General features: G+C 59.3%; 14 protein-coding genes. 5 read left to right on the forward strand and 9 right to left on the reverse strand.

Annotation, left to right across the window (positions count from 1 at the left end; all coding sequences use genetic code 11):
* Positions 1 to 117 precede the first annotated feature (117 nt).
* From E3W21_RS25715 to E3W21_RS25730, 4 genes are all read left to right on the forward strand, one after another.
* Positions 118 to 1140: an outer membrane protein assembly factor BamD gene (locus E3W21_RS25715; protein WP_129441114.1), complete on the forward strand. Its 1023-nt coding sequence runs from the start codon at positions 118 to 120 to the stop codon at positions 1138 to 1140.
* Between the two features lie 122 nt (positions 1141 to 1262).
* Positions 1263 to 1496, forward strand: coding sequence for a PP0621 family protein (locus E3W21_RS25720; RefSeq protein WP_008037883.1), 234 nt, complete (start codon positions 1263 to 1265; stop codon positions 1494 to 1496).
* Complete coding sequence (locus E3W21_RS25725; protein ID WP_134422326.1) at positions 1486 to 3075, forward strand: PAS domain-containing sensor histidine kinase; 1590 nt, start codon at positions 1486 to 1488, stop codon at positions 3073 to 3075. The genes E3W21_RS25720 and E3W21_RS25725 overlap by 11 nt, the downstream gene beginning before the upstream one ends.
* A gap of 2 nt (positions 3076 to 3077) precedes the next feature.
* On the forward strand, positions 3078 to 4418 hold the full coding sequence (locus tag E3W21_RS25730) for a sigma-54 dependent transcriptional regulator (protein WP_134422328.1): 1341 nt from the start codon (positions 3078 to 3080) through the stop codon (positions 4416 to 4418).
* A gap of 156 nt (positions 4419 to 4574) precedes the next feature.
* Here E3W21_RS25730 and thiO read toward each other — a convergent pair whose 3' ends face one another.
* From thiO to E3W21_RS25765, 7 genes are read right to left on the reverse strand one after another with little or no spacing between them, the layout of a single operon-like run.
* Positions 4575 to 5675 carry a glycine oxidase ThiO gene (gene thiO, locus E3W21_RS25735; protein WP_134422330.1) on the reverse strand — a complete coding sequence of 367 codons (1101 nt, stop codon included), beginning with the start codon at positions 5673 to 5675 and terminating at the stop codon, positions 4575 to 4577.
* Positions 5676 to 5731: 56 nt separating this feature from the next.
* A complete protein-coding gene (locus E3W21_RS25740; protein WP_129441104.1) occupies positions 5732 to 6133 on the reverse strand; it encodes a type IV pilin protein in 402 nt (133 codons plus the stop codon).
* Between the two features lie 14 nt (positions 6134 to 6147).
* The gene (locus tag E3W21_RS25745; protein ID WP_134422332.1) at positions 6148 to 9267 is read right to left on the reverse strand and encodes a pilus assembly protein; all 3120 of its coding nucleotides are present in this window, start codon (positions 9265 to 9267) and stop codon (positions 6148 to 6150) included.
* The gene (locus E3W21_RS25750; protein ID WP_134422334.1) at positions 9254 to 9733 is read right to left on the reverse strand and encodes a PilX N-terminal domain-containing pilus assembly protein; all 480 of its coding nucleotides are present in this window, start codon (positions 9731 to 9733) and stop codon (positions 9254 to 9256) included. Before E3W21_RS25750 ends, E3W21_RS25745 begins: the two co-directional genes overlap by 14 nt.
* An 11-nt stretch (positions 9734 to 9744) precedes the next feature.
* Entirely contained in the window at positions 9745 to 10458 is a 714-nt protein-coding gene (locus E3W21_RS25755) for a PilW family protein (protein ID WP_134422336.1), read from the reverse strand.
* The gene (pilV, locus tag E3W21_RS25760) at positions 10455 to 10904 is read right to left on the reverse strand and encodes a type IV pilus modification protein PilV (protein ID WP_134422338.1); all 450 of its coding nucleotides are present in this window, start codon (positions 10902 to 10904) and stop codon (positions 10455 to 10457) included. The genes E3W21_RS25755 and pilV overlap by 4 nt, the downstream gene beginning before the upstream one ends.
* Positions 10901 to 11374: a GspH/FimT family pseudopilin gene (locus E3W21_RS25765; RefSeq protein ID WP_129441094.1), complete on the reverse strand. Its 474-nt coding sequence runs from the start codon at positions 11372 to 11374 to the stop codon at positions 10901 to 10903. Before E3W21_RS25765 ends, pilV begins: the two co-directional genes overlap by 4 nt.
* 131 nt (positions 11375 to 11505) lie before the next feature.
* On the opposite strand from E3W21_RS25765, the gene E3W21_RS25770 reads away from it, so the two are divergent.
* Complete coding sequence (locus E3W21_RS25770) at positions 11506 to 12063, forward strand: GspH/FimT family pseudopilin (RefSeq protein ID WP_134422340.1); 558 nt, start codon at positions 11506 to 11508, stop codon at positions 12061 to 12063.
* Here the strand turns inward: E3W21_RS25770 and ispH are convergent.
* Both ispH and fkpB read right to left on the reverse strand, forming a co-directional pair.
* Positions 12032 to 12979, reverse strand: coding sequence for a 4-hydroxy-3-methylbut-2-enyl diphosphate reductase (gene ispH, locus E3W21_RS25775; protein WP_033054296.1), 948 nt, complete (start codon positions 12977 to 12979; stop codon positions 12032 to 12034). The genes E3W21_RS25770 and ispH overlap by 32 nt on opposite strands.
* A 191-nt stretch (positions 12980 to 13170) precedes the next feature.
* On the reverse strand, positions 13171 to 13608 hold the full coding sequence (fkpB, locus tag E3W21_RS25780) for an FKBP-type peptidyl-prolyl cis-trans isomerase (RefSeq protein WP_178082707.1): 438 nt from the start codon (positions 13606 to 13608) through the stop codon (positions 13171 to 13173).
* Between the last annotated feature and the right edge of the window lie 4 nt (positions 13609 to 13612).

The raw sequence follows: 13612 nt of genomic DNA on the forward strand, positions 1-13612 counted from the left end.
GGCTGCGCGCTTGTGGTTAAATACGGCGTCTTTTGCCCCGAGGCTATTCAACGGGGCGCTCATCATAACAGGACGGCCCCGCCCAAGACAGCGGCCGTCATAGGGACGCAAGCCGCCATGCAAGTGAAACACCTGCTGCTGATCGCCATCCTCGCATTGACCGCTGCTTGCTCATCGAAGGAAGTCGTAGACGAAAACCTGAGCGAAGTCGAGCTGTACCAGCAGGCTCAGCACGATCTGGACAACAATAGCTACACCGCCGCCACAGCCAAGCTGAAGGCGCTGGAGTCGCGTTATCCGTTCGGTCGCTACGCCGATCAGGCTCAACTCGAGCTCATCTACGCCAACTACAAGAACACCGAGCCTGAAGCTGCGAAGTCCGCCGCCGAGCGCTTCATTCGCCTGCACCCGCAGCACCCGAACGTGGATTACGCGTATTACCTCAAGGGTCTGACTTCTTTCGACCAGGACGTCGGCTTGTTGTCGCGCTTCCTGCCGTTGGACATGACCAAGCGTGACCCGGGCGCCGCTCGCGACTCCTACAACGAGTTCGCCCAGCTGACCAGCCGCTTTCCCAACAGCCGCTACTCGCCGGACGCCAAGCAGCGCATGATCTACCTGCGCAACCTGCTGGCGGCCTACGAGATTCACGTTGCCAACTACTACCTGACGCGTCAGGCCTATGTCGCCGCCGCGAACCGTGGTCGCTACGTGGTGGAAAACTTCCAGGAAACCCCTTCGGTCGGTGACGGCCTGGCGGTGATGACAGAGGCCTACCAGCGTCTGCACCTGGACGAACTCGCCAACACCAGCCTCGAAACCCTGAAACTCAACTACCCGAAACACCCAAGCCTGGTGGACGGTCAGTTTGTGCCATCGGTGGCCGAAGCCGACAACCGGTCGTGGTTGAGCAAGGCGACCCTGGGCTTGATCGAATCCCGTCCACCGCTGCCGCCGGGCGAAACCCGCGCCAACCAGGACGTGCAGAAGCAATTCCAGGACGCCAAGGACGCGATTCCGAACGATCTCAAGCCTAAAGATGAAAATGGCGACGTGATCGAAGAAGAGCAACACGAGTCCGAAGCCAATAACAGCGACCGCTCGTGGTTCAGCTACATGACCTTCGGCGTGTTTGACTGACACATCGGGTTGTACAAAAAGGAGCCTTTCGAGGCTCCTTTTTTATGGGCTCGATTATTACGCTGTGCGCTGGTCATGTCCTTGGCTAAACTGGCTCATCAATCGTCGAATAGCAGCTCATCATGCTTCGTTTACTGTTCTGGATCGCCCTGATTGCCGCTGCGGTATGGTTCTGGCGCAAGTTCAAGGGCCAGGCTTCCGTGCCCAAGTCCCCTGCCGAGCTGGAAGCGGCGCCCATGGTCCGCTGCGCCCATTGCGGCGTACACCTGCCACGCGACCGCGCGCTGAGCCTTCAACAACAGTGGTATTGCAGCCAGGCTCATCTTGAGCAAGGCCCGGGCTCCAGTGATCGCTGAGACCTCCAGTCCCGGCAGCAAACAGGCCCAGCGACTGCTGCGCCTCTATCACCTTTACCGCTTGAGCATCGGCATCACCCTGGTGCTGTTGATCTCCAGCAACATGGACAACCAGCTGCTGACGTTCAGCAACGACGACATGCTGCGCAGTGGCAGCTGGTTTTACCTGGTGCTGAATATCCTGCTGGTGGTATTCCTCGGGAACACTCGGCGCCCGGCGCAACTGTTCAGCCTGGCGCTGACCGACGTCCTGCTGCTGTGCGGTCTGTTCTACGCCGCCGGCGGTGTGGCCAGCGCCATCGGCAACTTGCTGATCGTATCGGTAGCCATCAGTAACACCTTGTTGCGAGGGCGCATCGGCCTGCTGATTGCCGCGGTTGGCGCGCTCGGCATCGTCGGGCTGAGCTTCCTCCTGAGTTTCAGCCATCCCGCCACCCCCAACGATTACCTGCAAGTCAGCACGCTCGGCGCCTTGTGTTTTGCTGCGGCATTGCTGGTGCAAGGGCTGATCCGACGCCTGGAGGTCAGCGAAACCCTCGCCGAACAACGGGCCAGCGAAGTCGTCGGCCTCGAAGCCCTCAACGCACTGATCCTGCAACGCATGCGTACCGGCATCCTGGTACTCGACGACAAGCGGCGGGTTCAACTGGCCAACCACAGCGCCTTGAACCTGTTGGGCAGGGAAAATCTTGCAGGCCAACTGATCGACGACTACTTACCCGGCCTGGTCGAACGCCTGCAACTGTGGCTCAACAATCCGACGCTACGCCCCCAGAGCCTGAAAGTCGCCAGTAGTGGTCTGGAGCTGCAACCGAGCTTCATTGCCCTGGACCAAAGTCCACACCACCAGACCCTGGTCTTTCTCGAAGACCTCGCGCAAATCGCTCAACAAGCCCAGCAATTGAAACTCGCCGCCCTCGGTCGCCTGACCGCCGGTATCGCGCATGAAATCCGCAATCCACTGGGCGCCGTTAGTCATGCCGCGCAGCTATTGCAAGAATCAGAGGAACTGAACCGCGCGGATCGACGTCTGACACAGATTATTCAAGACCACTCTCAGCGAATGAATCGGGTAATCGAAAACGTCCTGCAACTGTCCCGCCACCAGCAAACCGTAGCGCAACGGCTTGATCTGAAGCCGTGGCTGGAGCAATACGTCAACGAAACCCGCGAGGGGGCTGCCGAGCATCAGCAGATTCATCTGCGCATCGGCTCAGGAGACTTCAAAACCCTGATGGACCCAGACCAACTGACCCAGATTCTCGACAATCTGTTGCGTAACGCCTGGCGCCATAGCGCCTTGAATCACGACCTGGCACAGGTCTGGCTCGAGTTGTTTGTTGACCCGGACAGCCAGCTGCCGGTCCTCGAGATCCTGGACGATGGCCCCGGCGTGGCACCGGAGCATCACGTGCACTTGTTCGAACCGTTCTTCACCACCAGCCCCCAAGGCACCGGCCTGGGGCTTTATCTGTCCCGTGAGCTGTGCGAAAGCAACCAGGCCCGCCTAGACTTCAAACCACGCCAAGGCGGCGGCTGCTTTCGCATCACTTTTGCTCACGGACGGAAACAAAGTTGAACATGAGCCCACGGCAAAAAGTCCTGATCGTCGACGACGAACCGGATATCCGCGAACTCCTGGAAATCACCCTGGGCCGGATGAAACTCGACACCTTCAGTGCCCGCAACCTCGGCGAAGCCCAGGCCCTGCTCTCGCGAGAGACCTTCGACCTGTGCCTCACCGACATGCGCTTGCCGGACGGCACCGGCCTTGAGCTGGTGCAACACATCCAGCAACGCCACCCAAACGTACCCGTGGCAATGATCACCGCTTATGGCAGCCTGGAAACGGCGATCAACGCCCTCAAGGCCGGCGCCTTCGACTTCCTGACCAAACCGGTGGACCTCACTCGCCTGCGGGAACTGGTCAGCAGCGCGCTTCGGTTGCCTGCGCCGGGCGGCACCGGCGTCGCCATCGATCGCCGGCTGCTGGGCGATTCACCGCCCATGCGCGCCTTGCGCAAACACATCGACAAACTAGCCCGCAGCCAAGCGCCGGTGTACATCAGCGGCGAATCCGGCAGCGGCAAGGAGTTGGTCGCGCGACTGATCCATGAACAAGGGCCGCGCGCCAGCCAACCGTTTATCCCGGTCAATTGCGGGGCGATTCCGTCAGAATTGATGGAGAGCGAATTTTTCGGGCATCGCAAAGGCAGCTTCAGCGGTGCCATCGAAGACAAACCCGGACTGTTCCAGGCGGCCCATAGCGGTACCCTGTTCCTCGACGAAGTGGCTGATTTGCCGCTGGCGATGCAGGTCAAGCTGCTACGGGCGATACAGGAAAAAGCCGTTCGCGGTGTCGGGGAACAGCAGGAAACCGTGGTCGATGTGCGTATTCTTTGCGCCACCCACAAAGACCTCGACGCCGAAGTCGCCGCCGAACGTTTTCGCCAGGATTTGTACTACCGGTTGAACGTGATCGAACTAAGGGTGCCGCCCTTGCGCGAACGCCGGGACGACATCGAATCCCTCGCCAGCCACGTGCTCAAACGTTTGGCCATCAACACTGGCCAACCCGCCGCAAAACTCCACCCCCAAGCCCTCGACGCGCTGAAAAGCTATCGCTTCCCCGGCAATGTGCGGGAACTGGAGAACGTGCTCGAACGGGCTCATACGTTGTGCGAAAACAAGCAAATCGAAGCCAGCGACCTGCGACTGGCCGAAGGCAACTGCAACCCCGAAGGCGGTGTGCCGGACCTGACGCAGATCGACAACCTGGAAGACTACCTGGAAAACGTCGAACGCAACCTTATCCTCCAGGCCCTGGAAGAAACCCGCTGGAACCGCACGGCGGCGGCTCAGCGGTTGAATCTATCATTCCGGTCGATGCGTTACAGGCTCAAGAAACTTGGATTGGATTGAGGGACCCATCGTCGGAACGCCGCCCGGAGCAAGCTCGCTCCCACAGGGTTCAGTGGTGTGCACATAATCTACACACCTCAGATCAACTGTGGGAGCGAGCTTGCTCCGGGCGGCGTTCCGACGATGGCGATCGGGCAAGCAATCAATATCTAACGGTTAAATACGTCCAGCCGGTGCATACGGCGCCGGATCAATGATCGGCTCACGCCCCAGCATCACATCCGCAAACAACTGACATGACGCTGGCGCCAGTACCAAGCCATTACGGTAATGCCCGCAATTAAGCCAAAGCCCTTCGAACCCTGGCACCCGACCGATGTAGGGAATGCCTTCCGGCGAGCCCGGTCGCAACCCGGCCCAGTGCCCCACGACCTCGGCATCCGCCAGTGCAGGAATCAACTCCACCGCCGATGCCTTCAGGCTCTCCAGGGCAGATTCGGTCGGCGTCTTGTCGAAGCCTTGATGCTCCAGCGTACTGCCAATCAGAATGTGCCCATCGCGCCGAGGAATCGCATAACGCCCCTTGGCCAGAACCATGCTCGGCAGGAAATCCGCTGCGCATTTGTAGAGAATCATCTGCCCTTTCACCGGTTCGACCGGCAGGTTCAGGCCCAGGCTCTTGAGTAAATCACCGCTCCAGGCGCCCGCAGTCAGAACCACCTGATCGCCATGAATCGCGCCCGCCGAGGTCTGCACCCCGACCACCGTAGCGCCTTCACGGATAAACCCGCTGACTTCACACTGCTCATGAATCGTTACGTTCGGCAGCGCCAGCAACGCAGCCTTGAGGGACTTCACCAGCCGCGGATTACGCACATTGGCCACATCGGCCATGTAGATCGCCCGGGCGAAACCGCTCCCCAACACCGGCACCGCGTCGTGAGCCGCCGAGATATCCACAGCCCGCAACGGACGGTTTTCACGCTCGGCCCAGGCCAGCGCCTCGGCCTCGTCATCCAGGTCCAGCCAGTACAGCCCGGTGGTATGCACCTCGGGATCGACACCGGTGGCGGCAAACAGTCGCTCACCCAGCTGTGGATAAAAATCCTGGGACCAATGCGCCAACGCGGTGACCGCCGGGCTGTAGCGCCACGGGTAGAGCGGCGAGACGATGCCGCCGCCGGCCCAGGACGACTCCTGACCGACGTTCGAGCGATCCAGCAGCACAACGCTTTGCACTTCGGACGCGAGATTGAACGCTGTCAGCAGGCCAATTACCCCGCCGCCGACAATCACCACTTGCTGTTGCCTGGTCATGTTCTGATCCAACCGTTAAATAGACAGAGGGCACAAAAGGCGCCCGAAAAAGGAACTCAGCGCCCCCAGCAATCTTTGGCAACCAACCCGGCCGTGGCGTTGACCATGCTTCTGACGCCAGTGTTGGTGATGGTGAAATCACCGCACTTGTCAGTTTCCATGGCTTTGCCAGCCTTGCGAACTGCCGTCAGCAGGAAGGTCTGATCAGTCAGGGTCTGGGTAATGGTGTAAAAGTCATTGCCAGCACTCAGGCCAGCAACGCCGGTGTAGACATTGCTCTTCGAATAAAAACGCTCGAGGATCTGTGCCTGCTCGGAGAGCAGCCCGGCCACCTCCGTTCGACGGCCTTTTTTTACGTACTCGGTGAGGCTCGGGTAGCCAATGGTGATAACGATCCCGATGATCGCTATCACGATCATGATTTCGATCAGGGTAAAACCTCGGTTGGATCTGCGCATGCCTCAACTCTCACTTACTGAATTTGTCGCCACATGATGCGACGGTTACCGCCACCGCCGGGTTTCTCCACCAGGGAGCTGATGCCACCGCTGGAGTCGTTCACAATCTTGCCGGCCGCATTGTTGACGATCGCGTTCAGTGTCGGAATACCACCGGTGAAAATCACCCCGCTGGATATCGAATCCTTGCTGTCGACCAGCCCATCGCCATTGCTGTCGAGCACTGCGTAATTGAGCATCTTACCGCTGAATGCATCCAGTTCGACCAGTTTGCCGGTACCGAAACTGGCGCACGGGTCGGTGGTGTCCACGCTGGCCGTGGTGAATACGATCCGGCCGGCCACCAGACTGGCCTGATTGATCACCCGCTCACCGGTTAGCACGTTGTTGTACACCAGCGGCAGGTACCAGCCTTTTTTCGCCGGATAGGTCACGTCGTTCTGGCTGGTGGTGATGAATTGCCCACTGCTACCCGAGAACACGCCAGTCACCGACTGCGCCTGCAAGCTGGACGTTGTGATTTGCCCTGAGCCACCTTCCGCATCCCACACGGCATAGAACGCCTGAAGGTCTTTGTTGGTCTTGTCGGCCGTCTCGTTGAATTTACCGGTGCCGAAAAACACTTCCTTCCCTCCCAACGAATTATCCGCCAGCAATGGTTGCGCGGTAATCGGCTGGGTGATGCCACCGGCGGTGGTGAACAGCGGTTTTCGGGAAAACGCCAGATCCCACGACTCCGGGGCGGTGGCGCTCAAATCAAACTTCCACAGCCTCCCCTTCAAATCGCCGCCATAAGCGGCCTGTACCACATTCTGCGAGTTGACCCGAAGTTTTACCGACGACAGGCCGTTGGTCGTCTCCGCGCCGTCCACCACGATTTTCTTGATCAGCGTGCCGTCGCGAATGTCGACCACGTACAACGCTGCCACCCCGGAGTTGCTGCCATAACCGTTGGAGATGAATGCCGCCCATCGACCGTCGGACAAGCGTGCCACTTCCGGTCGTGCGTAGGCATAACCCAGATCATTGAAAACGTTCGCCGTATTTGCTGTGGCCGGAGCGCTGATCTCCCACAACGCCTTCGTTACATTACCGGCCGATGCGTCGAACAGTTGCAGCGCATAGAAGGTTCGCCCCCCCGCCCCTGTCCCGCCCAACGCAAGGGTTTTCCAGGCATTGTTGAGTTGGGCATCGAACACACCCACCTGGCCGTCCACCAGAAACTTGTGGCTCACCCCGTTTATGTAAGTCGGGTCGGCGATGTAGCGCAGTGACGGCAACACACTGGACGGCATAAAAGCGTAACGCCGTGTGCCGTTTGACGTGTTGATGACGTTTACAAAGCCATCGTTGGCGTTCACCACGAGGTTGGCGTTCATGCTTGCCGCTTTGGTTGCCAGATAGGTGCTGTAAGTGGTGTCGCCTGACAGATCGGACGCGGTTTTATCCGTGGGCGATGCCAGGGCCAACGGCGAATTGATGATGTCGCCAAGCAGCACGCTGCGCACCTTCAGGCCGGCCTTATTGGTGCCCTTGCTCCACTCCACCAGATCGCTGCCAGTGATGCCGGTGGGCAAACCCTGGTTGAGGGAAGTTTGCTGGGCTGACGTAAAACTGGCGTAGGCCAGCGTCACGGCCGCATTGGTCAGGGTGTTCCAGGATTGATAGGTCGGCGCCGTGGCACCGGGCACGATGGCGGTATCAGTGGTCCATAACACCGAGGCGGTGTTGACCGCGCCAGCGGAGGTAAATCCGTAGGACTTGATCGTGCCGCGCCAATCCTTGGGATCGTAACTGGTCTGGAAATAACTCGAACCGCTGGCCAGAATGGTACCGCTGGCAACGCCCCCCCCGCCGGAGCCGCCCTTGGAGGTGATGTCGCTCAGCGCCGACGACAGTGCACTGTTGAGTCCTGCACTGTCGGTCGCCTGGTAATACTTGCCCTGCCCGTAAGTCGCCGCGTCCGACAACATCTGGTTCGCGATGGCGAACCCCACGGTGTAGGTGTTCATGTTCTGTTTGGGAAAATCCACTGCGTCCCAGTTTTTGCCCGCAGCATCAGTGCCGGTCGTGCGCATGTCGATGTCGAAGGCGAACTTGGCGATGTCATCTAGGTACAGGGTGTCGCCCTCATCGTCGCCGGAGAGGTTGGCGCCATCGTTATTGCTGACACCGTCCCAGTTCGGTAACTGGCTGCCACCCAGCGGATCGCCGGTGGGAAAGGTTCGGTCGTAGGTCGGCAGACCATCGGTAATCACCACCCCGTAATTTTTCTGGCAGCGGTACTGAATCGGACTGGTATAGGTGGTGGGCGTCGAATTGTTGTATGGCGCCATGCCACGGAAATAGCGGGTGATTTCGTAATAGGCTTCTGCCAGCGGTGTATTGGCTTCCGCGCTCAGTTCATTGGTCGCGTCGATCAGTGCGTTGTAGTTGGTATTGGCCTGAGCCTGGGTCACTGCGCCGCTGACCGCCGACATATCACTGACCGAACGGGCAATATAACCGCCGTCATTCTTGTGGTTGCCGACCGCCAGATTGAACGTCGACAGGCCGATGCGCAGATCGCGGTTGCCGGCCACCAACATCGTGGAAACGTTGCGCGCCACGTTCATCCGGTAATCATTGGGGATCGAGCCATCAGTGAAATCCCGATCTGATTTGTTGGCCAGACTGATCAGAAAGGACAAGTAATTTGCCGTATACCGCGTGTCCTCCCCCCCTACCGGATCGGGAAGCTTCAGACAGAGTGAATCCAGACCGAGGAAACTGTTGTTATAAAAACCGTACCATCCTTTCGAACAGGTTCCCCGAGTCAAACTCGACAAGGAAATATTGCTATCGGTCATGTCAAGTTCCCGCCCTCTCAAGCAAGAACCATTCGAGAGGCAAATAGTCACCGGAGTGCTCGCGATTGTCGGGTCGAAGCCTGCCGCCCAGATAATGTTGTTCATACTCCCCGAGTCATCGAGTAACAGCATCACATTGGGGGTCACGGCGGCGGCGTTCAACAGCGGCGAATCCGAGGGCGTGAAGGCGTAAGTCGGCGCTGCCAGATAAAGGCTCAACACCGCGCCGCAGAACAACTGCAACAACCGATGGCGCCAACCTGTGCGCGCCTCAATATTTCGCATAGATACTCTCCACCACACTGCGCGAATTGCCCGCGATGCCCACGGCGGTCACCCGGTACAGCGTTGTCGAGGTATTGCTCGGCACATTCACGGCGGTCAGGGTGGTGCCGATGTTCTGCACCCCGTAAAAACCGCTGCCGGAGGCGATCCAGGTCACCCCCGAAGTGGAATTGAAACCGGCACCGGTGATTGTCGACGACTCGGCCGGTGGCGCGCATTGGGTAGTGCCGCTGCAGACCGGCAATGAAAAGGTATCCAGTTGCACCGCGCTTTCACCCACGCGCAACGCCGATTCAGCGCCCTGGAACGACTGATTTCGCAAGGTCACACTGGCGGCCATTTTTTCCTGCAGGGTGGCGTTTTGCATCGATGAAAGGCCGATCAGTGTCAGCAACAGAAGAAACACCAGGCTGACCAGCAACGCCATGCCCCGCTGGGCGTGAGGGGTCACGGGAGAAATACTCATCGGCCCTCCCCTCATGGCAAGCGGTTGCGCAGAGCGGCAACCACGTTGAAGGTTTGATTGTGTACCCGGTTGTTCGGGTCTGTGAGGGTCAATGTCAGGCGAACACTGCGAATGCGCGCCGAATCAGAGGGGTTGCTGCTGTAACTGGAGGCGGCCACATCAGTAGCGGAACTGGCGAGGCCGAAGCTCACGTTGAAGGCACTGACGTTGTTCACCAGCACCGCCTGAGCCGGCGTGCCGGTGCCGACACCCATCAGCAGTTGATTGTTGCTGAAGCTGTAGATCAAGCGCCGGATCGGAAACGCCAGCTCTCCCGACCCCGGAACCCGGACGCCGGTGTAGGCCGTTGCATTGTTCCGACAATCGGAAACCACGGTCCAGGTCGGTACCCCGCCACTGCCGCCGACATCCGCTGTCACCAGGGTCAGTTTGAGGTTGGCGTTATCCCAACTGATGGGCGTTGTCTGGATGGCATTGAAGTCACCCGCCGAGCTTGAATCGGTGACCGCCCCCAGACATCCGAACATGCCGACCATGCGGATTTCTTGAATCATCTTGCTCAGCACGAAACGCGCATCTTCCTGCATGGCGCCAGCGGTGTTCTGGCTGACATAGGTGTTCTTGGCCGCGATGAAAATCTGCGCCACGCCCAGGACCACGACCAAACTCAATGCCAGGGCGATCAGTAACTCGATCAGGCCGAAACCTCTGTTGGTCTGATTCATGGCGTCGACACCGGATCGACGGTGGCACGACTGGTCAGGACGAAACTGCGCCGCGAATTGGCGATGTTCGCAGCCCGCGAGTCATCCCAGGTGATAGTGATGGTGTACACCCGCTGATTGAGCGTAACGCTTCCGGTGGCAGTGGCGCCGCCGAAATCGACAATGTTGGTGGTGAAGTCGTATAGGTCCTGTTCCCGGGCGACGCTCAGGTTGCCTGAGGTCGGTGGCGTGACGGTGTAGTCGGCACCGGAGTTGGCGCGAATGCGGTCCATCATGTCGTAGGCGATAAAACTCGCCTGGCTGGTCATCCGCGCGCTGTCCGTGTACTTCAGCGCATTGAGCTGAATCGCCGCCGCCCCCAACAACCCAACACCCAGAATCAACAACGCGACCAAGACTTCGATCAGCGTCATGCCCTCCTGTGCACGCTTGCTCCATCCCCTCATCCGCAATTTCCACCCAATAGAATACGTCCGTTCAAACACACATTCAGCGTTCTGCTTTGCGTCCCCAGTACATAACTGATCACTACCGCCGTGGACGGTGCCGACAACCCGCCCAGATTGTTGAAATCAATGGCGGTCACTCCTGAGGGTAGCGTCAGAGTCGCTCCGCTGCTCATCGCTGGAACAACCCGCAATACATTGGCCGGATTGCCAATACCTTCATAGACCGCCAGGTCCCCGGTCCAGACACTGCCACCCGCCGTCGGACGAACCCGGGTGGTGATCCCCCGATCGATCGCCTCGAGCCGGGCGAAATTCAGACCCCGTTGCAGATCGCCGATTTCGGTGTCGGCCTTGGTGATTTGCACCGATCGGGTAAACGCCGGTACGGCCAGAGTGATCAGGACCAGAAACACCGCGAGCGCGATCAGCAACTCGATCAGCGTGAAACCTTTTGTACGATGATCCATCGGTGCCCTCCGTTGCCGTCGGCTATACCTGCTTCTACACGCTAGAGCATTCGACCGACAGGTGTTCGGTTGTTTTGCCATTACTCGCGCAGGGACCGCGCGGGCCGCAGCACTCCAGGGAGGGAGATGACATGCATCAGCGAGGTTTCAGCCTGATCGAACTGCTCATGGGACTGACAATTGTCGGGATTGTTCTGCTATTGGTCAGTCCGGCATTTGCAGCACTGACTGAATCGAACCATCGCGAGCAGGTGGCAGAGTCGCTTATCAGCGGTATACGCAACGCCAGAACCGTTGCCATCACACGCAACCAGAGTGTCGTGATTCACGCCATCAACAGCGACTGGAGTCAGGGCTGGCGGATCATTCTGGATATCAGTGGCAAAGGGGCGGAGGACAACAGCAATCCGCTGCTGGTTGAGCGCGCGAGTGGCACTCGGGTGCCGATTGTCGGCAATTGGCCGGTCAGGCGATACATACGCTTCAACAGTATTGGCGAGCCACAGATGCCCGGACGGGCCTTTCAAGCGGGGACACTGCACATTTGCGCAGCTCGCGAACCGGTCACTCAGCTCCAGGTGGTGCTGGCCGCGACCGGCCGCGTCAGCCTGCGCAGCCATAAGGCTGAGCAGGCGCTGTGCCCAGGGGGCAAAAGCGTTAAAGCAGGGAGCGGACGCGCAACTCTTTAGGCATGGAGAAGGTGATGTTCTCCTCGCGACCGGCCAGCTCATCGGCGCCGGTAGCGCCCCACGCCTGCAACTGCTGGATCACGCCACGCACCAGGACTTCCGGTGCGGAGGCGCCAGCGGTGATGCCGATTCGCTCGACACCGTCGAACCAGCTCTTTTGCAGGTCTTCGGCACCGTCGATCAGGTAGGCAGGGGTGGCCATGCGCTCGGCCAGTTCACGCAAGCGATTGGAGTTGGAGCTGTTCGGGCTGCCGACCACCAAGACCACGTCGCATTCGTCGGCGAGTTGCTTGACCGCGTCCTGACGGTTTTGCGTGGCATAGCAGATATCGTCCTTGCGCGGGCCACCGATCGCCGGGAAGCGTGTACGCAGTGCGTCGATGACGCGGCTGGTATCGTCCATGGACAGGGTGGTCTGGGTCACGAACGCCAGTTTTTCAGGGTTGTTCACCTGCAAGGCGGCGACGTCTTTCTCGTCTTCGACCAGATAGATCGCGCCACCATTGCTGCCATCGTACTGGCCCATGGTGCCTTCGACTTCCGGATGACCGGCGTGGCCGATGAGTATGCATTCACGGCCGTCGCGGCTGTAGCGTGCAACTTCGATGTGTACCTTGGTCACCAGAGGACAGGTGGCGTCGAACACCTTCAGGCCACGACCGGCGGCTTCGGTACGCACGGCCTGGGAAACGCCGTGGGCACTGAAGATCACGATGACGTCGTCCGGCACCTGATCCAGTTCTTCGACGAAGATCGCCCCGCGAGCACGCAGGTCTTCGACGACGAATTTGTTGTGGACCACTTCGTGGCGCACGTAGATCGGCGGCCCGAAGACTTCCAGGGCGCGGTTGACGATTTCGATCGCCCGGTCCACACCGGCGCAGAAGCCACGGGGGTTGGCTAGTTTGATTTGCATGCGGTGCCTCGTGTCTTGCGCGCAAGAAATAGTAATGCCTGCCTGTTGATCGAACACAAGGTCCGAGAACAGTGAAATCTATGTGGGAGCGAGCTTGCTCGCGATGGCGGAGTATCAGTCGACATCAATGTTGAATGTCAGGTCCTCATCGCGAGCAAGCTCGCTCCAACATTTTGACCGTTTCCGGTCAGTTACAACGATTTGACGTTGATGATCTCGACGTCAAAGGTCAATGTCTTGCCGGCCAACGGGTGGTTGAAGTCGATGGTCACTTGCTCGTCATCGAATGCCTTCACCACGCCGGGCAACTCAGTATTGGCCGCATCGTTGAAGATCACCAGCAAGCCAGGCGACAGTTCCATGTCCTTGAACTGAGAGCGCGGGATGATCTGTACGTTCTGCGGGTTGGGTTGGCCAAAAGCGTTTTCCGGCTGAATCGTCAGCGTACGCTTGTCGCCAGCCTTGAAGCCGAACAGCGCTGCTTCGAACCCTGGTAACAGGTTGCCGTCACCGACCTTGAAGGTCGCCGGGGCTTTGTCGAAGGTGCTGTCGACGGTGTCGCCGTTCTCCAGGCGCAGTGCAAAGTGCAAGGTGACTTCCGTGTTCTGGCGGATGCGTTGCTCAGCCAATACC

The sequence above is a fragment of the Pseudomonas sp. F01002 genome, assembly GCF_004402115.1.
Classification (GTDB): Bacteria; Pseudomonadota; Gammaproteobacteria; order Pseudomonadales; family Pseudomonadaceae; genus Aquipseudomonas; species Aquipseudomonas frigoris.

Excerpts from the sequence above, each read along its gene's own strand:
- E3W21_RS25740 (WP_129441104.1), bottom strand. The coding sequence starts at position 6,133 with ATGCGCAGATCCAACCGAGGTTTTACCCTGATCGAAATCATGATCGTG.
- pilV (WP_134422338.1), bottom strand. The coding sequence starts at position 10,904 with ATGAGGGGATGGAGCAAGCGTGCACAGGAGGGCATGACGCTGATCGAA.
- E3W21_RS25730 (WP_134422328.1), top strand. The coding sequence starts at position 3,078 with ATGAGCCCACGGCAAAAAGTCCTGATCGTCGACGACGAACCGGATATC.
- E3W21_RS25755 (WP_134422336.1), bottom strand. The coding sequence starts at position 10,458 with ATGAATCAGACCAACAGAGGTTTCGGCCTGATCGAGTTACTGATCGCC.
- ispH (WP_033054296.1), bottom strand. The coding sequence starts at position 12,979 with ATGCAAATCAAACTAGCCAACCCCCGTGGCTTCTGCGCCGGTGTGGAC.
- E3W21_RS25765 (WP_129441094.1), bottom strand. The coding sequence starts at position 11,374 with ATGGATCATCGTACAAAAGGTTTCACGCTGATCGAGTTGCTGATCGCG.
- E3W21_RS25715 (WP_129441114.1), top strand. The coding sequence starts at position 118 with ATGCAAGTGAAACACCTGCTGCTGATCGCCATCCTCGCATTGACCGCT.
- E3W21_RS25745 (WP_134422332.1), bottom strand. The coding sequence starts at position 9,267 with ATGCGAAATATTGAGGCGCGCACAGGTTGGCGCCATCGGTTGTTGCAG.
- thiO (WP_134422330.1), bottom strand. The coding sequence starts at position 5,675 with ATGACCAGGCAACAGCAAGTGGTGATTGTCGGCGGCGGGGTAATTGGC.
- E3W21_RS25750 (WP_134422334.1), bottom strand. The coding sequence starts at position 9,733 with ATGAGTATTTCTCCCGTGACCCCTCACGCCCAGCGGGGCATGGCGTTG.
- E3W21_RS25720 (WP_008037883.1), top strand. The coding sequence starts at position 1,263 with ATGCTTCGTTTACTGTTCTGGATCGCCCTGATTGCCGCTGCGGTATGG.
- E3W21_RS25770 (WP_134422340.1), top strand. The coding sequence starts at position 11,506 with ATGCATCAGCGAGGTTTCAGCCTGATCGAACTGCTCATGGGACTGACA.